The sequence below is a fragment of the Pseudomonas sp. SDO5591_S426 genome (assembly GCF_054070755.1).
This window is the reverse complement of the sequence record NZ_JBSVXD010000003.1, coordinates 1-20,214: the sequence shown is the minus strand read 5'-3', so window position 1 is coordinate 20,214 and position 20,214 is coordinate 1. Positions and strand designations below refer to the sequence as shown.

Sequence of the window (20,214 nt, the reverse complement as noted above, 5' to 3'; positions counted from 1 at the left end):
CGTCGGGCAGCAAAACCGACCGAGTTACAAACTGCGGATGAGTTGCGCTAGACCTTTGCCGATGGATGTCGGTTCCGGGAGTTTGAAGCGCTCGAGCAGGCGGGCATTGTTGGCGCGCGAATGGCGAATGTCGCCCTGCCGTGGCGCCTGATGATTGACCGTCAGAGGATTGCCGGTGGCCATCCCCAGTTCAGCGATCAGATCGTTGAGGCTGGTGGAGCGGCTGAGCCCGATGTTCACCGCACCCGGACGCGGCGCGTTCACCTCCACGGCCTGGAGCAGAATGCTCACCAGGTCCTGGACATAGACGAAGTCGCGGGTCTGCTCGCCGTCGCCGAAAATCGACACCGGCTGCCCGTTCAGTGCCCGCTCGGTAAAGATGCTGATCACGCCGGAGTACGGCGAAGATGGATCCTGGCGTGGGCCAAAGATGTTGAAGAAGCGCAGGATCACCGGTTCCAGACCGTGCTCACGGCGATAGAAATCCAGGTAATGCTCACTGGACAACTTGTCGCTGGCATACGGCGTGAGCGGCGACTTGGGGGTGTCTTCGTCGATGGCCGAGCCTTCGCCGTTGTTGCCGTAAATGGCAGCGCTAGAGGCAAACACGACGCGCTTGATGTCAGCCTTCAACATGTTTTCACAGACGTTGAGGGTGCCGACGAAGTTGCTTTGATGAGTACCGACCGGATCATCCACCGAGGCTTGCACCGAGGCTACTGCCGCCAAATGAACGACCGCACTGCAATCGCGCATGGCCTGAGCCACGGCGGCGCTGTCGGCGACATCGCCGATCACCAGGTTCAGGTTGGCATTATCCATCGGCAAATTACTGACTTTACCGGTGGACAGGTTATCCAGCACCCGAACCTTGTAACCCTGGGCCAGCAATGCTTCCACAAGATGCGACCCGATAAATCCTGCCCCGCCGGTGACCAGTACTCGCTCAACGAACATGAAATTTCTTCCTGAAGATTCAAGCGGATACTCGTGCTCAAAGTCCGCTAACGGTGTGGGCTTTCTCATCGTATTGCGGTTGCGAAGCGTGGGAAACTACCCAGTCACGACCGACGTTTTTATGGCGCTAGGCCATCAAAACCGGGCCGATAATGGGAGATCCCGCGGACACTGTCAATAGGTTGTCTATTTTGCCGCCGTACGGCAATTTGCCTGCATAAGTCGTCATTTTCTTGACGGCATTAATCGGATCCATTCTTGGCAAAAAACATGCGCCAAGCCCGGCTGATCACCCGCCGAAATCAACCAAACGTCAGAGCAAAAGGCGCCGCTGCCTGTTCAATGGCCCCGACGACATGAGGTGCCTGCTCTCGATACTGGGGATAACGCGCAATCACCACTTCAACCGCGGCAAGCATTTTCAGAATGCGCTCCCTTGGCTTTTCGATCTCGCAGTTTTGTGCAAACTCCAGCAAGCCTTGTCGTGAGGCAAACATAGACTTGTTACCTGCCAGGTCCAGCGCCAGCACATCCTCCGGGATATAGGCGGTGGTATTGACGATGTCGTAAGCCGGTGCAAGGCGCGCATCGCGCTGCGTGGGCTCCGAATAGAGCAAACCGAAGTTCTTCAAGTGCGCATCGCCATTTCCGACAATACAGCTCAAGGCGACGCTATCGAACAGTTGATCAAGGGAGGATCGCAGATGTTGCGCGGGGCAGAACAAGCGGATGGCCTTGGCGATTGCCGCGTAGCTTTTGCTGTATTTCTGATCCGCTGATAGCCCCATGAGAGCGGCCATGTCCTCAAAACCAATCGGGTTGAGTTGGTCGTCGCGATCGAAGCGACGCATGACAAACAGCTTTGCATTGTCAGACAGATAAAACTCCGGGACAGGCAGACCTCCCTCCTTGGCAATGGACATGCAAAGGAATTCATTGATCGCAAGCCCGGGGAACTCGTCACGGCCACTTTTGATGATCAAGTCCGATGTTTTCGAAGTCACGCGGGACAGTTCCGCTTCCCGCTGCTCCGGCACCAATACCTTGGGTTGAACACCTGAAATACCGGCTCGCAGGATGTAGCGATCGAGAAGTCCGGCAAAGATATCTTCGGTACCGTCCCACGTCAGAATCTCTTCAAGCTTTTCCCCCGGAAACTGCTGCTCGCCCAACAAAGCGTCGACTGCCTCGGAACGCACCCGAACGCGGCCAATGGGCGAGCTGCTTCCGGAAAGTGCCAGCAACAGCATCGGATCGACATTTACGGTTTTAGCCAAGCGATTACGAAGCTGCTCCAGCACATAGCCTTCCGGCAGGTTCATCTGAAAAATGGGGTGCAGATCCCGTCGTCGAAACTCGTCAGGCCGCACAGGCATCGACAAGCTGATTGCCATTTCTGGCAATGCTTCTTCGTGATAGCGAAAAATGAAATCGTCAGCGCTGGTGAGGACTCGGCCGCTGAGTCCCTCAGGTGTACTGACAGCAAGAGAAGTCATTTTCATTCGAACAGATCCCCTAGCTCTTCAAGGGTTGGCATCGCCGCAGGAACGACCGCGAATTCACAATCCAGAGCGCCCAGGACGCGCGCGTAAGCAACCATGGATACCGACAGAGTGCCCTTCTCTACCGCAATGACTTTCTGTCGAGTCAGCCCGGCGAGTTCGGCAAGCCGAGCTTGTGTAAGGCCCCGATTCAGACGCTTATCACGTATCTGCTTGCCAAGCCGGGAAACCAGCAGGGAATAGTCCATGTCCTGTTACCGTTACATTCATCAACCGATGTATCATATACATAACATAGAAATGCTATGAAACAGCGAACTTTCGGAGTTTGCGTCTAACGCCGCCTCGACCTCTAAGTGCGGCAGTTGCGCGACATGAAAGTGTCGACCGAACTGGAAACCTTCGATGGCGATGCTTTCGCAGCCTACGGACGGCTTTGTGGGCGAGCCCTGGCCCGCGCCCATGCCAAGTCCTCTGGCTACGCAGCTCAGATCATTCCCCGCACACTCTTGTTGCAGCCATGCCCAGCCGATCTATATGATAAGTATTATCATTTGTGATATTTACTCATTCGGCGCCTTCACACCATGCTCCCATCCTCCCAAACCAGCTCCTGCGATGTGGCCGTGCTTTACCGCCAACAGCACGGCTGGCTGCAGAACTGGCTAAGGCGCCGGCTGAACTGTTCGCAAAGCGCGGCGGACCTGGCCCAGGACACCTTCATGCGTTTGCTTGCCAAGGAACAGGTCCCGGAGCTGCACGCCCCCCGAACCTTCCTGGCGAAAGTGGCGCAGAGCGTTTTATCCAATCACTACCGTCGGCAAAAACTTGAACGCGCCTACCTTGAGGCGCTCGCAGCGATGCCTGAGCAGGTGGCGCCGAGCCTGGAAACCCAGGCAATTCTGCTGGAAACCCTGATCGCCCTCGATGCCGCGCTGGAAGGTCTGGAGCGCCCGGTGCGCGAAGCGTTTCTCTGGTCACAGGTCGACGGTTTGAGCCACGGGGAAATCGCCGAACGACTCAGCGTTTCCATCACCACGGTCAAGCGCTACATCGTCAAGGCCGGGGCGATGTGCATCCTGCTCGATGAAAGCCTGGACGCACTGTGAACGGCAACGATATGCAAACGATCTCCGGCGACATGGCCGAACAGGCCATGCATTGGCATCTGGAACTGCAGGAACACGACGTCAGCGAAGCGACGCTGGCGGCCTGGATGAGTTGGCGTCAGGCGCATCCTTTGCACGAACGCGCCTGGCAACGGGCGGAAACTTTCGCCCAGCGCATGAGTGACATTCGTACTCCAGGCCAACGCTCCCTGGCGCAGGCGACGCTGCGGCCAACGCTGTCACGGCGCGCGGCCATCAAGCAACTCAGTGTGCTGCTGGCGGCCGGTGCGGGTGCCTGGAGCCTGAAAGACACCGCGTTCCTGCAAGACATGACCGCCGACTATCACAGCAGGATCGGCGAACAACGGCGTATCGTGCTCGCCGACAACACACAGGTTCAACTCAACACCGACAGCGCCATCAATGTCGTGTTCGAGCGCGAAACCCGCCGCGTCAAACTGCTGCGTGGCGAGATACTGATCACCCGCGACAAAATTGCCGATGGCCGCCTGCTGTCGATCGATACCGCCGACGGTCGCCTTGAGGCTGCGCTGGCGCGCTTCAGCGTCAGGCAGCGTGCGGGGTTCACTCAGGTGAGCGTCTATCAGGGCACGCTGAAGATCAGCCCCTCGCTGCAACGCCATCAACCGCTTGCGCTGAAGGCTGGCGAGCAGGTCAGCTTCAACGATCAGGGCCTGCTGCTCCGGCAAACCGTCGCGTTGACCGCCCCGGCCTGGACTCAAGGCATGCTGGTTGCCCAGGGCCAGCGTCTGGCAGATTTCCTCGAGGACTTGAGCCGCTACCGGCGCGGGCATCTGGCTTGCGACCCGGCGATCGCCGATGTTCGCGTTTCCGGAACGTTCCCCCTGGGCAATACCGAGCGAATCATCCTCGCCGTCGCCGACACCCTGCAACTCGACGTCCAGCAATTCACCCGTTACTGGGTCACGCTGAAGCCCCGAATGGCCTGACGCTCAAATTATTTTGCGCTTGGGTGGTCCGTTTTCGATTCTCGCGAGACTTAAACCCCAGACACTCAATTCAATGGGGAACAACTCGTGGACTTCACCTCTCGCAAGCGCCAGGGCTGGCACTTTTCTCTCAAGCAAAACCTGGCTGGCGCAGTGGTTCAAGGCATCGCCTGCATGGCCGCAACCGCCCCAATGCTGATGCTGCCGACCTGGGCGGCAGCCGCCGAGCAGTCGCAGCAGGATTTCGACATTCCCGCCGGGCCGTTGGCACCCGCATTGGCCCGCTTCGGCGAGACCGCGCACATCCTGCTGTCCTATTCCACGTCATTGACTGAAGGGCGAACCACGTCGGGGCTCAAGGGGCGTTACGCAACGGACCACGGCCTGGCGATCCTGCTCGCCGGCACAGGTCTTGAGAGCAGTCAGAGTGACAATGGCAACTACTCGCTGCACGCCAGTGTCGGCGATGCATTGCAGCTGGGCGCGGTGTCGATTTCCGGCAAGGCGCCGGGTTCGATCACCGAAGGCACCGGGCTCTACACCACCTATTCGTCCAGTAGCTCGACGCGCCTGAACCTCACCCCGCGGGAAACCCCGCAATCGCTGACCGTCATGACCCGCCAGCGTCTGGACGACCAACGCCTGACCAACCTCACCGATGCCATGGAAGCCACGCCCGGCATAACGGTCGTGCGCGATGGCCTGGGGTCCGAGACCGACGCCTACTGGTCGCGCGGCTTCGCGATCCAGAACTATGAGATCGATGGCGTTCCCACCAATACCCGCCTGGATAACTACGCGCAAAGCATGGCGATGTACGACCGCATCGAAGTGGTACGCGGCGCAACCGGCCTGATCAGTGGCATGGGCAACCCGAGCGCGACCATCAACCTGATCCGCAAACGCCCGACCGCCGAAGCCCAGGCCAGCGTTACTGGCGAGGCCGGCAATTGGGATCGCTACGGCACCGGTTTCGACGTGTCCGGGCCGTTGACCGAAACGGGCAACGTTCGCGGGCGATTCGTCGCCGATTACAAAACCGAGAAAGCCTGGATCGACCGCTACAACCTGCAATCGCAACTGATCTACGGCATCACCGAATTCGACCTGACCGAAGACACGTTGCTGACCATGGGCTTCAGTTATCAGCGCACCGATGTCGACTCGCCGCTGCGCTCCGGCCTGCCCACTCGCTTCAGTACCGGCGAACGCACCAACCTCAAGCGCTCGATCAACGCAGCACCGGACTGGTCGTATAACGATCACGAGCAGACCAGTTTCTTCACCTCCATCGAACAGCAATTAGGCAATGGCTGGAGCGGCAAGATCGAACTCACCCACGCTGAAAACAAATTCGACGAACTGTTCAATTTCGCCATGGGCGATCTCAACAAGGATGGCAGCGGACTTTCGCAGTTGCCGGTGCGCTTCTCCGGCACGCCGCGCCAGGACAACCTCGACCTGTACGTCACCGGTCCGTTCGGCCTGTTCGGCCGCGAACACGAACTGATCACCGGCATGACCTTGTCCAAGTACAAGGAGAACGTACCGGGCTGGGGTGGCTGGCGTTACGACTATGCCGGGTCGCCGGCGGGCGCCATCGATAACCTCTACAACTGGGACGGCAACTCTGCCAAACCGGCCTTCACCGAAAGCGGCAAATCCTCGATCGACGAAGACCAGTATGCCGCTTACCTGACCTCACGCTTCAGCGTCACCGACGACCTGAGCTTGATCCTCGGCAGCCGCGTGATCAACTGGAAGCGCGACACCTCGGATCGCCCTTACGGCGGTGAAGAAACCGAGGTCAATCGTGAAGAAAACGGTGTGTTCATTCCCTATGCCGGCGTGGTCTATGACCTCACTGACACCTGGTCGGTGTACGCCAGCTACACCAAAATCTTCAACCCGCAAGCCTCGTGGGTCACCGACGAAGACAACAAACCCCTCGACCCGATGGAAGGCAAAGGCTACGAGATCGGCATCAAGGGCACGCACCTGGATGGCAAGCTCAACTCCAGCCTGGCATTGTTCAAACTGGAGCAGGACAACCTGGCGATCTGGCAACACGACAACGTCTACAGCGCCGAACAGGACACCACCTCCAAAGGCATCGAACTGGAGCTGAACGGCGAACTGGCCGAAGGCTGGCAGGCGTCTGCCGGGTATGCCTACTCGGTGACCACCGATGCCGACGACCAGCGCATCAGCACCAACCTGCCGCGCAACAGCGTGAAGACTTTCACCACCTATCGCCTGCACGGCCCTCTGGACAAGGTCACCCTCGGCGGCGGCGTGAACTGGCAGAGCAAAGTGGGCGCCGACCTGCACACCTTCAGCCAGGGCAGCTACGCGGTCGCCAACCTGTTGGCGCGCTACGACATCAGCCACAACCTCAGTGCGTCGGTGAACCTGAACAACGTGTTCGACCGCGAGTACTACAGCCAGTCCGGTCTGTACGGTGTCTACGGTGCCCCGCGCAATGTGATGACGAGTTTCAAGTACAACTTCTGACACAACGTCGATGGCTGCACGCAGGGCTCCAGGCCTGCGCCACCCATCAGCAGGCAGATGAACTTTTCTTCACCCCGCCGCCGCGCGCCAACCTGTACATTTGCCTCGCTCATTCAAGAAACTACGGTTTGCCCGCCCTCCCGCGGGCTTTTTTTTGCCTGTAGATTGCTCGTCATCCGCAATGTCCACCGGAGCGCCCGATGACGATCCTCTCCCTGCCCTGCAAACGCGTGACGCTGGCCGTCCTGAGCCCGAGCCAAGCTGCGTTGGAAAGCGACTTTTATTTGCGAAACCAGACACACCTCGCGCCGTGGTCGCCGATCCGTTCCGACGACTACTACAGCGCGGAAAAAATCCGCTCGCGCCTCGCACAACAGGCCATGGCGTTTGATGAAGGCTATGCGGTGCATTTCGCGGTGCTGGATCGCGACAGCGGGCAAATGATCGGCGCGTGCAACTTCAGCGGGATCATTCGCGGGGCTTTCCAGTCCTGTTATCTGGGCTATCACATCGACCAGGCCCATCAAGGCCAAGGCCTGATGCACGAAGCCGTGGACGCGGGCATTCGCTACATGTTCGAAACGCTGAACCTGCACCGCATCATGGCCAACTACATCCCCGGCAACGAACGCAGTGAGCGGTTGCTGGAGCGTCTGGGGTTTGAACGCGAAGGCTATGCCAAGGCCTATCTGAACATTGATGGCCGCTGGCAAGATCATGTGCTGACGGCGTTGGTCAGCACTGTCTGGGAGGACCCGGACCGACAATGGTCGCGGAGTCTCGGTTAGCACATCAAAACCGTGTGCTGAACCGGCCCTACTGCAGGAGCGAGCCTGCTCGCGATGGCGTCGGTTCAGTCGATAAAGATCTCGCCTGACTCACCGGCAACTCCAACCGCGCCCGCCCATAAAACGCCAGCGCTGTCAGCAAACACGCCAGCCAGACGAAGATCCCGGCCCAGAACGTGTGGGACATGTAGTGCCAACCCTGCAACACCCGCGTCGTGCCATAGACGAACCCCAGCGCCAGCGAGCCGTACATGACTGCCTTGGAATACCGCCAGCGATAACGCCGCGCCACGAAATACAACGCGAGCATGGTGAAGCCACCCGAAGCATGCCCGCCCGGCCAGCAACGACCGTCACCGGCGACCTTCAGCAAATCGAAGTTTTCGTACCATTCCTTGTGTTCAATCTTGCCGCCGTACTGAGTCGTTTCAATCGGGCAATACACGCTGGTGTGGCCCTTGAGGTAGTGAATCACGCCGGTGCTGATGGAGAACGCGAACACCACGTAGAGAAAATCCCTTCGATGTTTGCTGGCAAACCGCAGCACCGGTGCGACTTTGATTTTCTCCAGAAACGCGATGATCTTCGGATGCTTTTCCGCCTTCAGGCGTGGCCAGAGAAACGACAGCAAGGCGCCGATGATTGCGATCTCGCCGGTCCAGTTGGGGATGATCCGTGCCCACTTGTGAGTGATTTTTTCGAACAGGTGCACATGGTCCAGCGGGAACGTCTGCGTCACCGGGTCATAAAAAAGATTGTTGAAGGCGATGTCGATTTTGGTCAGGTCGAACATCAGGAACACCACGGCTGCACAGGCCAGTGGAATACCGAAGTTGATCCAGTAAAAACGATAACGAGTGAATGAATTCATTGGGTGGTCACCGAGCGCCAGTCCGAGGCTTCGATGAAGCCGAGCATGCGGGGTTTGCTCAGCGTTTCGGCAGAAACAAACAACGAAGCGCCGTAACCGAGGGTCGAGCCGGGCAACTTGAGGTCTTTCTCAAGTTGCGCCATGCATTCGCTGTGGGTCACCAGGATCAGATTGCGCCCGGCGATTTTGTGCGCCAGAGCGTCGCGCAACATGGTGCCTTTGCAGTTGATCAGCCAATCGTCACCGCTGCCGACCTTGTTGAACATGTAACCGGCGGTCTGTGCCGTACGCATCATCGGGCTGTTGTAGATATCGGTCTTGTCCAGGCCCAGTTGCTCGAACTGTGCACCGACGGCCACCGCGACACTGCGTGAACGATCGGTGATGCCATCGTTGCCGCTCAGGCAAGCGGCGCGGGAGTGATCGCAGCGCTCGACATGGCGCACCAGCACAATCATGTCGCCCTTGGCCCAACCCGTCAGCAGAGCGCGTGCACCCGCGACGTTGCCGTGGGCCAGGTCCGGCACCGCTGCGGGCCGCAGAAGAAATACCGTCAGGGGGATCACCAACAGCGCCGAGGCCAGCACCACTGCCGCATTGCGAAAACGGGCAAATCGGCTCACATCGATCGAGCGGTTTATTCCGAACAGACTCAGTCTCAATTCCACATCAAGCCGCCTCGCCGGCATGCACCACTTCATTTGATGCCGCGAGGGTAAAGAGGCAGGCGTCGCTAGCCAGTGAAACCCATGTGAAAAAAACCTTGTTACAGAATCCGTCCGACAAAATCCTTTCAGCTCTCACGATTGCTGCCGATACAGTCCGTTCTACACCGCATGCTGGCCCCTAAAAACAACAATCTTCCAGCCAACCGACGATCGAGAAGCACCACGTTCCTGGAGGAATTTTGATGAATAGCTGGTTCGGCAATATCAGCGTAAACCTGAAACTGGGCCTGGGGTTTGGCCTGGTCCTGGCACTGACCTGCGTCCTGGCCCTGACCGGCTGGACCAGCCTCGGCAGCTTGATTGACCGCAGCAACTGGATGAGCGACATCACCCAGCTCAACGCCGGCCTGACCAAACTTCGCGTGGTACGCCTGCAATACATGCTGACCAACGGCGACGAAACCACCGCGCAAAATGTGCAGACCACCCTCGAAGCGTTTTCGGCTCAGCAGCAAGCGTTGCTGGTGAAATTCAAGAGCCCGGAAAACCTCAAGTTGCTCAAGGAGCAAGGCACCGTCATCGATGCCTACAAGACGTCCCTGAACAAAATGCGCGGTGCCTACCGCGCCGGCAACAGCGCCCGCGACGTCATGACCGCCAACGCCGAAACGGCCAACACGTTGATCAATGACATCAACACCCGCGTACAGCAAATGCCGCTGAGCGATCAACGCTTCGAACAGTTCCAGGCCATCACCGCCGCCAAGGAAGCGTTCCTGCTGGCTCGCTACGAAGTGCGTGGCTATACCGCCACCACCAACGCCGAGACCGAGCAAAAAGCTGTTGCCCAACTCGATACGGCGATCGCCAGCGTGAAATCCCTCAACGCACACTTCGCCGACGTGCAGCCAGACGCGCTGCGTCAACTGGAAACCGCGCTGGGCAACTATCGCAGTGCGTTGCAGGCCTACAAGACCGCGAACAGCGATGTGGTGCAGTCACGCAAGGAAATGACCGACCAGGGCGCGGCCATCGTCAGCCTGAGCGAGCAGCTGTATCAGATCCAGCTTGACCGCCGTGACGCCGAAAGCGACAAGGCCCGCACCTTGCAACTGGTCAGCACGTTGCTGGCACTGCTCGTGGGCATCATTGCCGCCGTGCTCATCACCCGACAGATCACCGGCCCGTTGCGCGACACCCTGGCCGTGGTCGAACGTATCGCCAGCGGCGACCTGTCCCAGGACGTCAAGGTCACACGCCGCGATGAACTCGGCGTGTTGCAGCAAGGCATTGCGCGCATGGGCGTGACCCTGCGCGACTTGATCAGCGGCATCCGCGACGGCGTCACCCAGATCGCCAGCGCCGCCGAAGAATTGTCGGCCGTCACCGAACAAACCAGCGCCGGGGTCAACAATCAAAAGGTGGAAACCGATCAGGTCGCCACCGCCATGCACGAGATGACCGCCACCGTGCAGGAAGTCGCGCGCAATGCCGAGCAAGCCTCGCAAGCCGCCGCTGCGGCGGACGGTGAAGCCCGAGAAGGCGACAAGGTGGTTGGTGAGGCCATCGCACAGATCGAGCGTCTGGCCAGCGAAGTGGCGCGCTCCACCGAAGCCATGGGCGTGCTGCAACAGGAAAGCGACAAGATCGGCAGCGTCATGGACGTGATCAAGGCCGTGGCCGAACAGACCAACCTGCTGGCGCTCAACGCGGCGATTGAAGCGGCGCGCGCCGGTGAAGCCGGGCGTGGTTTTGCCGTGGTGGCCGACGAAGTCCGCGGCCTGGCCCAGCGCACGCAAAAATCCACCGAAGAAATCGAAGGCCTGGTGGCCGGTCTGCAAAACGGCACCCAGCAAGTGGCCACGGTGATGAACAACAGCCGCGCCCTCACCGACAGCAGCGTGGCCCTGACCCGCAAGGCCGGCGCGTCACTGGAAAGCATCACCCGCACGGTGTCCAACATCCAATCGATGAACCAGCAGATCGCCGCTGCCGCCGAACAGCAAAGCGCCGTTGCCGAAGAGATCAGCCGCAGCATCATCAACGTGCGCGACGTGTCGGAACAGACCGCTGCGGCCAGCGACGAGACAGCGGCGTCCAGTGTCGAACTGGCGCGGCTGGGGAATCAGTTGCAACAGATGGTGAGTCACTTCCGCGTTTGATGCTCGGTCAGCGCTGACTGAAAGATCCATTCGCAAGCAGGCTCGCTCCCACAAGTTCAGTGAGTACCTTGTGTGCGAGCCTGCTCGCGATGGCGATCTACAGGGCAATGAAAAAAATCTGACAGGTAGATTTGCATTAATTTACTGGACGGTCTCTGAGCAGGTAGGCATAGCTTGGAGATATGCAATCGCCTTGGCCCATCATCAAATTTGCTGGAGGCATTGAAGGCGCCTCACTGCGGCTCCTGTTTTCTTATTATTTGCTGTAATTCTGAAGGTAGATAGTTAAGCGCCGCGTTAGTTTGAAGTCTTTTAAGGTGCAGATCGCTTTTTTTGAAATTTTTAGTGAATGCCTTAAGGGTTGCGACGCTTCGAAGCTTTGCCGCTAATGCAGGGTTCTCAATGGCTCCCGCCAACAGATGAGTTTGGTTGTGCGAAAGACCAGACCGTGCAGCGTAAAAGAGCGTTCTCGGCACAAGCCTTATATAATTTTCTACTTCATTAACTCGCAAATTTTCAGGTCCGAACTGGATACTTGACTTTGGAGAAGGAGTAAATAATTTTTCTCCGGCAGCGGGCATTGGATATTGGGCTTTAGTAAAGTCAACTTGTGCCCTTGCCAATGATTCACTCTTAAAGGTTGGCTCACTAAGTGAGGACGTTGCTCGTCTACTTACCATTGCTAGCTGCGGGATATTCTTTCTTACCAGAAGCCAGCGGGCGCTGATTCGCCCGTTATTGTCTTCTCGATTAATCGGATCACCTATACAGTAGACATACGCATTCAATCCACCACGTCCAAACGGGCTCCAACTGTCCGGACTATTAAACCGCATTAATACCGGATTAAACGCCCGATAGCCATTACCTAACAAATAGTGCCCAGTTAACGGTTCTGACCGCTCGCCGTTGAAGCCGAGCATGCTAAGTAATCCATCCTCCGGTAGGCGGTAGCCGTAGGGCGTGTAAGTGAGAGTATTAAGTCCGCTCGACCGGAGTGCATTCAGTACCGAGTGCTGTTGATCTGTGGCTAACAAGGAGTGGTCCAAGTTGTTACTCTGCCGCCATTGCACTGCCACCAATTGATCTTCGCTCTGCATGATAGAGCGTTGCACCAAACCTTGAATTTCCGTAGTCACACGACCTTTCAGGTAGTGAAACTCTGATTTCGTCTGCCCGGAAGGAGTGTGGCCAATCACTCGGTCCAGTGGATCGTAGTGGTAATAACAAATTAAATTCTTATGGTTCGCCAGCATGTCCTGTGCCTCCGATAGGAGTTCATCGACTCACAGTCACAGTCTCGAGTATCAGACCAATATTGACCACTATCAGAACTGATAGGGTGGAGAAAATTTACGGTTTCACCTGCTTCATGCGCCTCCGGAAAATCTGCTCATAGTCAAACTAACCAGAGCAGCTTTGACAACTTGAGAGTTCAATCAGTTGTGATGCAACCGCGCGCTTGAGCGGTTTCCTGAGGCGTAAGGACAGGTCCGGCACCCACAGGCCTAGGTGTAGCGCTCGCGCAAGATGTTCAGCGCGGCGACGGACGAGTAGTCGACGAGACTCAGGTGACGACAATCCAGCGTCACTCATGCCGGGTCGTTGGCCGGGTCGAACGGGTTGAGAAACAGGGCAATGATGATGCCGCAAAGCACACCGGTGGCCGTTGGTGAATACCGTGATCGCCGTCACGGCGGTGATTACCAGCACGTCGTTCAGCGGTACCTTGTTTTCGCACTCGCAAGAGGCTCAGGCGAAGCTCTGTTGCGACATCACGAACATCATCCCGACCAGCGCTACCAACCTACTACTCAGCGAGAGAAGTTATCTATCTTCACCTGACCTTCAGGAAAGGTCGCGATAATTTCCAGTTCGCCTCCCATGGCGCGGATGTAGCTGCGCAATGTGCTGATGTACATGTCTGTCCGTCGTTCCATTTTGGAGATCGCCGCTTGATTGACGTGCAGCGTTTTTGCCAGATTTTCCTGGCTTAATGCTTGCGCCTGACGCAACTCGTGCAACGGCATTTCTGCTCGCAGCTTTTTCAGCAAGACATCGACACGTGCTTGAGATTCGGGAGAGCGTCGTGCCACCAGATCAGCAAATTTTTTAGCCATTGTCATAGCCCTCGTCCTGCAATGTTTCCAAGTGCTCGTCGTATAGTCGTTCGGCCAGAGGCACATGCTCCTGATACCAACGATCCTGTCCGGTTTTGTCACCACCGATCAACAGGATCGCGCATCGCCGAGGATCAAAGGCATACAACACACGGTAAGGTTTGCCAGCATGTTGCACCCGTAGCTCTCGGAGGTTGCCATGCCGCGACCCTTTGATATCGCTGGTGTATGGAAAGCCCAAGTGTGGCCCCTCATCGCCCAGCATCATGACTGTCGCCTGCACTGAGTCCTGCTCGGCATCTTTGAGCCGGTCCCACCATGCCTCAAATTCATCCGTGTATTCAACGTCCCATTTCATACGAATATGCCACCAGCGGAATATAACCTCAAGGGAATAACCTTATGAGTTTCCAAGGGCGTTCCACCACCCGGATCCTCCATGGAATTGTTAATGGCGGTGTCTGGGGATAATCGAGTGTTGGAAGTGGTGGCGGAATTATTGAGGGCGTTGCGGGGAATTAGCGTGCCCTGTGCGAGGCCGAAGTGGACGTGAACTGATCATTCCCACGCTCCCGCGCGGGAATGATCAGTAGCTATCTAGACCTCAAACACTAATCGCATTGGTAAACACCAACCGATTACCAAACGGATCGCTAATGGTCATGTCCTGGCTGCCCCATGGCATCGCCTGGATCTCTGGCCGGGCGAACGAGTATTCCTTGGCCAGCAGTTGCTGCTGGAAAGTTTCCAGTTCGTCGGTCTCGATGCGCAGGGCCGAGCCGGGTGTTGCGTCGCCGTGGTGTTCGGACAGGTGCAACACGCATTCGCCGCGGGAGACTTGCAGGTACAGCGGGAAGTTGGCTTCAAAGCGGTGCTGCCAGTCGATCCTGAATCCGAGGAAGTCGACGTAGAATTCAACTGCCTTGATTTCATCGAAGATCCGCAGGATCGGGGTGATTTTGCCGAAGCTCATCGAGTTGCTCCCAGACAGAAATAGCCCACAGTGTAGCCGGGCTGTACGTCAGCAATTCGGCTTGTTGACGGCTTTCTTTAATCTCAATGTGCCACTACTGTGATGCACTGCGCGATTCGTCAATTAAAGCCGTCCCGCAAATCCCCTTCCCGTGCCAGAAACCGCCCTTCCCGGCGTCCGTTCGCCTGACCGTCCTGATAACTCAGCACGCCGTTGACCCACACGCCATCGATGCCTTCGGCCGCTCGTTGTGGATCGTTGAAGTCCGCCACATCGCGCACGGTCGCAGGGTCGAACAGCACCAGATCCGCCCAATGGCCTTCACGAATCTCGCCGCGCTCCTTCAAGCCGAATCGTGCCGCCGACAGCCCGGTCATTTTGTGCACGGCAGTGTGCAGCGGGAACAGTCCTACGTCGCGGCTGAAATGGCCGAGCACACGTGGAAACGCGCCCCACAAACGAGGATGGGGAAACGGGTCTTCCGGCAAGCCATCGGAGCCGACCATCGACAGCGGATGGGCGAGGATTCTGCGCACATCGGCCTCGTCCATTCCGTAGTAAACCGCACCCGCCGGTTGCAATTGGCGAGCGGCATCGAGCAGCGACAGGTTCCATTCGGCAGCGATGTCCATCAAGTCGCGCCCGCCCATTTCCGGGTGCGGCGTCGACCAGGTAATGGTGATGCGATGGGCATCGGTGACCTGCTTGAGATCCAGCGTCGAAGAACTCGCCGCATAGGGATAGCAATCGCAGCCCACCGGATGGGTTTTCGCGGCCTGCTCAAGAGACGCCAACAGTTGCGGACTGCGCCCCCAATTCCCGGCGCCAGCACATTTGAGATGGGAAATGATCACCGGGGATTTTGCATGGCGACCGATCTGGAATGCCTCGTCCATGGCCTCCAGCACCGGTTCGAATTCGCTGCGCAAATGAGTTGTGTAGACCGCGCCGAACGCCGTCAGCTCTTCGGTCAATTGCATGACTTCGTCGGTGGACGCCGAGTAAGCGTTGGCGTAGGCCAGACCGGTGGACAAGCCCAACGCGCCAGCCTCAAGACTCTCCCGCAGTTGCTCACGCATACCGGCAATTTCATCTGGCGTTGCTGTGCGAAAAAGATCGTCAAGGTGATTGCTGCGCAACGCGGTGTGCCCGACCAGCGCCGCGACATTCAATGTGGTATTCGCCGCTTCGACCGCCGCGCGATAGTCGCGGAATGTCGGATAAACAAACGCGGCAGCGCTGCCGAGCAGGTTCATCGGGTCCGGCGGATCGCCGCGCAAACTCACCGGCGACGCACTGATCCCGCAGTTGCCGACGATCACCGTAGTCACACCTTGACTGAGCTTGGGCAGCATCTGCGGCTGGCGGATCACCACCGTGTCGTCGTGGGTGTGCACATCGATGAAGCCTGGCGCCAACACCTTGCCGGCCGCGTCGATTTCTTCGCTGGCGTGTGCGTCGTGCAGGTCGCCGATGCGCTCAATGCGCCCGTTGAGAATCGCTACATCGGCGGAGTAACCGGGGCTGTTGCTGCCGTCGATGATCAGGGCGTTGCGGATCAGCGTGTCGTACATCATGTCAGTCTCCCAGCGGCAGGTGATCGTCGCCGCCGCGGTAATCGTCCAGGGCGAGTTTGATCCGCCGCAGACGTTCTTGATTGTCCTGAGGATTGGCCAGTGCCAGCTCGGTGGCAAGCACATCGATGGCCAGCAGCATGCCGTAGCGCGCCGCCGTGGGTTTGTAGATGAATGAGGTTTCGGCGCTTTGCAGCGGCAGCACGATGTCGGCCAGTTGCGCCAGCGGCGAGTCGGCGCGGGTGATGGCCAGGATGCGTGCGCCATAGTTGCGCGCCAGCTCCAACGTTTCCACCAGCTCCGGGGTGATCCCGGTCAGCGAGCAGACGATCACCACGTGCTCGGCGCTGAGGCTGGCGGCGGTGACGCGCATCATTACCGCGTCATGGCACACCGCAATCGGATAACCAAGCCGCACCAGCCGTACTTGCAGTTCATCGCTGCACAAGGTCGAGCAACCGCCCATGCCGAAGGCGTGAATCATCTGCGCCTTGCCCAGCAGTTTCACGGCATCGGCGAAACGCGATTCGTCGAACGCCGACAGATGCTGGCGCAAGGTCGATTCGATATCGCCAACAATTTGCCCGTAAAACGCCGATTGCTCGGGCGTGCCCGGCGGGTCGAGAAACCGGCTGCCGACGCCGCTGGCCTGGGCCAGCTGCAAACGCAAGTCGCGCAGATCCTTGCAGCCGACCGTGCGTGCAAAGCGCGACAGTGTCGCGGTACTCACCTCCGCCCGCACCGCCAACTCATCGAGACTGGCGGATGCGGCAAATCCTACGTCGTCGAGCATCAGGCGAGCGATGCGTCCTTCACCGGCACTGAAGGAATCCTGACGGGCGCGGATCTGGTAGAGGATGTCCATGGCAGGCGACTCCGGTTAAATCAGGTAAGAAAGGCCGACGGTCAACGCGAACGCGACGACGGAAATAATGGTTTCCAGCACCGTCCAGGTCTTGAAGGTCTGGGTGACCGTCATGTTGAAGTATTCCTTGATCAACCAGAAGCCGCCGTCGTTGACGTGGGAAAAAATCACCGAACCGGCGCCGGTCGCCAGCACCAGCAACTCCGGATGCGGATAACCCAAACCAATCGCCACTGGTGCAACTACACCCGACGCGGTGGTCATGGCCACGGTGGCGGAACCGGTGGCGATGCGCATCAGTGCGGCGAACAACCAGCCCATCAACAACGGCGACAAATGGAATTCGTGGGCCAGACCGACGATCTGGTCGGTGACGCCGGCGTCCACCAGAATCCGGTTCAGACCGCCACCGGCGCCCACCAGCAGTGTAATGCTCGCGGTCGGTGCCAGGCATTCGTTGGTGAACTTGAGGATCGATTCACGGTTGAAGCCCTGCGCCAGACCGAGGGTCCAGAAGCTGAGCAAGGTCGCCAGCAGCAGCGCAATCACCGAGTTGCCGATGAACAGCAGGAACTGGTTGAAACCGGTGCCCGGCGTGGAAATCAGGTTAGCCCAGCCGCCGATCAGCATCAGCACTACGGGCAACAGAATGGTCGCCATGGTGATGCCGAAACCCGGCAGGCTGTCGCGCGGTTCACGTTCGAGGAACTGCCGTTCCAGCGGGTTTTCCGCCGGCAACTGGATGCGCGGCACGATGAACTTGGCGTACAGCGGGCCGGCAATGATGGCGGTCGGAATGCCAACCGCAATCGCGTAGAGCAAGGTCTGCCCCACCGACGCCTGATACACCTGCACCGCGAGCATCGCCGCCGGGTGCGGTGGCACCAGCGCATGCACCACCGAAAGCCCCGCGACCATCGGCAAACCGACCATCAGGATCGACACGCCAACTCGCCGCGCCACGGTAAACGCGATCGGCACCAGCAACACGAAGCCGACTTCGAAGAACAGCGGCAAGCCCACCAGGAACGCGATGCAGACCATCGCCCAGTGCGCGTTTTTCTCGCCGAAACGGTCGATCAACGTGCGCGCCACCTGCTCGGCGCCGCCAGACTCGGCCATCATCTTGCCGAGCATCGTGCCTAATGCCACCACCAGCGCGATATGCCCCAGGGTCTTGCCGACTCCGGCTTCATAAGCGCCGACCACACCCGACGGCGGCATCCCCGCCACCAGCGCCAGGCCAATGGAAATCAGGGTGATGACAATGAACGGGTTGAGCCGGTAACGGGCGATCAGAACGATCAAAGCAATGATGGCGATAGCGGCATACACCAGCAGCCAATAGCCGAAGGACAGGGTCATGCGGTACTCCTCGAGAGGGTCACGTCGAAATATTTGTGAAACTCTTAAAACATTTCGAAGCGTGATTATCAAACGAGGTGAAAGTAATTTTCGTACAGAGGTAAGGCGTGTCGCTAATGGATATGTCGTGTCGCGAATAATGAAAATCGAGGCGGCGAATTTTCATCGACGCCAACCTGTTTCCCGTCAGTCGTGATGTACCCGCGCGCGCTTGAGCAGCTTCTTGCAACGCTCGGACAGGCCCAGCACCCGCAGGTGCTTGCCGGCCTTGGTGTAGCGTTCGCGCAGGGTGTCCAGCGCGGCGATGGCGGAGTAATCGACGAAGCTCAGGTGGCGACAATCCAGCGTCACTTGCGTCGGGTCGTTGGTCGGATCGAATTGATTGAGAAAAGGAGTGGTCGAGGCGAAGAACAAGGTGCCATGCACCCGGTACAACTTGCTGCCGTCGTTTTCCAGATGGCTGTCGGCGTACAGCTGACGCGCCTGCTGCCAGGCAAAGTTCAGCGCCGCAATGATGATGCCGCAGAGCACGGCGGTAGCCAGGTCGGTGAACACCGTGATCACCGTCACAGCGATGATCACCAGCGCGTCGTTCAGCGGCACTTTATTGATCACGCGCAACGAGGCCCAGGCGAACGTCTGTTGCGACACCACGAACATCACACCCACCAACGCCGCCAACGGAATACGTTCGATCAGCGGCGACAGAAACAGGATGAACAGCAGAATCGAGACACCGGCCACTACGCCGGACAAGCGCCCGCGCCCACCGGAACTGAGGTTGATCACGGTCTGGCCGATCATCGCGCACCCGCCCATGCCGCCGAATACGCCGGAGACCATGTTCGCCGCTCCCAATGCCACACACTCGCGATCCGGATAGCCGCGGCTCTCGGTGATTTCGTCGGTGAGGTTCAGGGTCAGCAGGGTTTCCAGCAGGCCGACCAGCGCCATCAGGATTGCGTACGGCGCAATGATGCGCAGGGTTTCCAGACTCCACGGAATGTCCGGTAGCGCCAGCGTCGGCAAGCCACCGGCTATGTGTGCCATGTCGCCCAGAGTGCGAGTTGGCAGGCCAAGCAGATAAACCGCCAGGCCCACACCGAGGATCGCCACCAGTGCCGGCGGCACCGTGCGAGTCAGGCGTGGCAGGACATAGACGATGGCCATGGTCACGGCGACCAGCCCGATCATCATGTACAGCGGTGTGCCGCTGAGCCAGGTCTCGCCGCTCTTGAAATGCTCCAACTGCGCCAGCGCGATGATGATCGCCAGGCCGTTGACGAAGCCGAGCATCACCGGATGCGGCACCATGCGCACCAGTTTGCCGAGCTTCAAAAGCCCGAACGCCATCATGATCAAACCGCCCAGCAACACCGTTGCCAGCAAATACTGCACGCCGTGTTGCACCACCAGGGCGACGATCACTACCGCCATCGACCCGGCCGCACCGGAGACCATGCCCGGCCGGCCGCCGAACAGCGCGGTCAGGGTGCAGATGATGAACGCGCCATACAGCCCCATCAGCGGGTTGAGGTGAGCAACCAGGGCGAAGGCGATGCATTCGGGCAGCAGGGCGAAAGAAGTGGTGAGTCCGGCCAGGACATCGGCGCGTAGACTGATTGGTTTCATGAGGGACCGCATACTGGGGGCAAAAAGAATGTGCGGATGTTACGGAATTGCAGGCAGACCGACCAGTTGTTGGGACGCTGGAAACGCAATCGCGGGCAAGCCTTGCTCCTACAGGTTTTGTGTCGTGCACAAAACCTGTGGCA

18 protein-coding genes and 3 pseudogenes are annotated in these 20,214 nt (G+C 58.7%); 7 read left to right on the top strand and 14 right to left on the bottom strand.

The window, feature by feature from the left end:
- Nucleotides 1-24: 24 nt before the first annotated feature.
- From ACW9JC_RS01380 to ACW9JC_RS01370, 3 genes are all read right to left on the bottom strand, one after another.
- Complete coding sequence (locus ACW9JC_RS01380; RefSeq protein WP_457453110.1) at nt 25-957, bottom strand: NAD-dependent epimerase/dehydratase family protein; 933 nt, start codon at nt 955-957, stop codon at nt 25-27.
- A 302-nt stretch (nt 958-1,259) separates the two neighbouring features.
- Nucleotides 1,260-2,459, bottom strand: coding sequence for a type II toxin-antitoxin system HipA family toxin (locus ACW9JC_RS01375; protein WP_457453108.1), 1,200 nt, complete (start codon nt 2,457-2,459; stop codon nt 1,260-1,262).
- A complete protein-coding gene (locus ACW9JC_RS01370) occupies nt 2,456-2,707 on the bottom strand; it encodes a helix-turn-helix transcriptional regulator (RefSeq protein ID WP_457453106.1) in 252 nt (83 codons plus the stop codon). Before ACW9JC_RS01370 ends, ACW9JC_RS01375 begins: the two co-directional genes overlap by 4 nt.
- A gap of 108 nt (nt 2,708-2,815) precedes the next feature.
- Between ACW9JC_RS01370 and ACW9JC_RS01365 the strand changes: the two are divergent.
- The 5 genes and pseudogenes from ACW9JC_RS01365 to rimJ all read left to right on the top strand — a co-directional run.
- Nucleotides 2,816-2,953 (top strand): annotated as a pseudogene (locus ACW9JC_RS01365) (DUF2252 family protein); the annotation flags it as partial.
- A 93-nt stretch (nt 2,954-3,046) separates the two neighbouring features.
- Nucleotides 3,047-3,568 carry a sigma-70 family RNA polymerase sigma factor gene (locus tag ACW9JC_RS01360; protein WP_457453105.1) on the top strand — a complete coding sequence of 174 codons (522 nt, stop codon included), beginning with the start codon at nt 3,047-3,049 and terminating at the stop codon, nt 3,566-3,568.
- Nucleotides 3,569-3,579: 11 nt separating this feature from the next.
- Nucleotides 3,580-4,539, top strand: a complete 960-nt coding sequence (locus tag ACW9JC_RS01355; protein WP_457453103.1) for a FecR domain-containing protein — start codon at nt 3,580-3,582, stop codon at nt 4,537-4,539.
- 174 nt (nt 4,540-4,713) lie between these two features.
- On the top strand, nt 4,714-7,053 hold the full coding sequence (locus tag ACW9JC_RS01350; protein WP_457453172.1) for a TonB-dependent siderophore receptor: 2,340 nt from the start codon (nt 4,714-4,716) through the stop codon (nt 7,051-7,053).
- A gap of 200 nt (nt 7,054-7,253) precedes the next feature.
- Complete coding sequence (rimJ, locus tag ACW9JC_RS01345) at nt 7,254-7,841, top strand: ribosomal protein S5-alanine N-acetyltransferase (RefSeq protein ID WP_457453101.1); 588 nt, start codon at nt 7,254-7,256, stop codon at nt 7,839-7,841.
- A 28-nt stretch (nt 7,842-7,869) separates the two neighbouring features.
- Here the strand turns inward: rimJ and ACW9JC_RS01340 are convergent, their stop codons facing one another.
- The gene (locus ACW9JC_RS01340; RefSeq protein WP_457453099.1) at nt 7,870-8,712 is read right to left on the bottom strand and encodes a phosphatase PAP2 family protein; all 843 of its coding nucleotides are present in this window, start codon (nt 8,710-8,712) and stop codon (nt 7,870-7,872) included.
- Nucleotides 8,709-9,380, bottom strand: coding sequence for a lipopolysaccharide core heptose(II)-phosphate phosphatase PmrG (gene pmrG / locus ACW9JC_RS01335; RefSeq protein WP_457453098.1), 672 nt, complete (start codon nt 9,378-9,380; stop codon nt 8,709-8,711). Before pmrG ends, ACW9JC_RS01340 begins: the two co-directional genes overlap by 4 nt.
- Before the next feature lie 242 nt (nt 9,381-9,622).
- On the opposite strand from pmrG, the pseudogene ACW9JC_RS01330 reads away from it, so the two are divergent.
- Both ACW9JC_RS01330 and ACW9JC_RS01325 read left to right on the top strand, forming a co-directional pair.
- Nucleotides 9,623-10,636 (top strand): annotated as a pseudogene (locus ACW9JC_RS01330) (methyl-accepting chemotaxis protein); the annotation flags it as partial.
- A 42-nt stretch (nt 10,637-10,678) separates the two neighbouring features.
- Nucleotides 10,679-11,542, top strand: a complete 864-nt coding sequence (locus ACW9JC_RS01325) for a methyl-accepting chemotaxis protein (RefSeq protein ID WP_416130425.1) — start codon at nt 10,679-10,681, stop codon at nt 11,540-11,542.
- Nucleotides 11,543-11,775: 233 nt separating this feature from the next.
- On the opposite strand, the gene ACW9JC_RS01320 is transcribed toward ACW9JC_RS01325, so the two are convergent.
- From ACW9JC_RS01320 to ACW9JC_RS01280, 9 genes and pseudogenes are all read right to left on the bottom strand, one after another.
- Nucleotides 11,776-12,798: an RHS repeat-associated core domain-containing protein gene (locus ACW9JC_RS01320; RefSeq protein WP_457453097.1), complete on the bottom strand. Its 1,023-nt coding sequence runs from the start codon at nt 12,796-12,798 to the stop codon at nt 11,776-11,778.
- Nucleotides 12,799-13,056: 258 nt separating this feature from the next.
- Nucleotides 13,057-13,348, bottom strand: a pseudogene (locus ACW9JC_RS01315) (SulP family inorganic anion transporter); the annotation flags it as partial.
- Nucleotides 13,349-13,356: 8 nt separating this feature from the next.
- Entirely contained in the window at nt 13,357-13,662 is a 306-nt protein-coding gene (locus ACW9JC_RS01310; protein WP_457453170.1) for an XRE family transcriptional regulator, read from the bottom strand.
- On the bottom strand, nt 13,655-14,020 hold the full coding sequence (locus tag ACW9JC_RS01305; protein ID WP_338584596.1) for a type II toxin-antitoxin system RelE/ParE family toxin: 366 nt from the start codon (nt 14,018-14,020) through the stop codon (nt 13,655-13,657). The genes ACW9JC_RS01310 and ACW9JC_RS01305 overlap by 8 nt, the downstream gene beginning before the upstream one ends.
- A 246-nt stretch (nt 14,021-14,266) precedes the next feature.
- A complete protein-coding gene (locus ACW9JC_RS01300; protein ID WP_457453096.1) occupies nt 14,267-14,635 on the bottom strand; it encodes a glyoxalase superfamily protein in 369 nt (122 codons plus the stop codon).
- Nucleotides 14,636-14,754: 119 nt separating this feature from the next.
- Nucleotides 14,755-16,212, bottom strand: a complete 1,458-nt coding sequence (locus ACW9JC_RS01295; RefSeq protein WP_457453094.1) for an N-acyl-D-amino-acid deacylase family protein — start codon at nt 16,210-16,212, stop codon at nt 14,755-14,757.
- A 1-nt stretch (nt 16,213) separates the two neighbouring features.
- A complete protein-coding gene (locus ACW9JC_RS01290; RefSeq protein WP_457453093.1) occupies nt 16,214-17,074 on the bottom strand; it encodes a MurR/RpiR family transcriptional regulator in 861 nt (286 codons plus the stop codon).
- A gap of 15 nt (nt 17,075-17,089) precedes the next feature.
- Complete coding sequence (locus tag ACW9JC_RS01285; protein ID WP_150769255.1) at nt 17,090-18,439, bottom strand: GntT/GntP/DsdX family permease; 1,350 nt, start codon at nt 18,437-18,439, stop codon at nt 17,090-17,092.
- 186 nt (nt 18,440-18,625) lie between these two features.
- Nucleotides 18,626-20,071 carry a SulP family inorganic anion transporter gene (locus ACW9JC_RS01280; protein WP_457453091.1) on the bottom strand — a complete coding sequence of 482 codons (1,446 nt, stop codon included), beginning with the start codon at nt 20,069-20,071 and terminating at the stop codon, nt 18,626-18,628.
- Nucleotides 20,072-20,214: the final 143 nt, after the last annotated feature.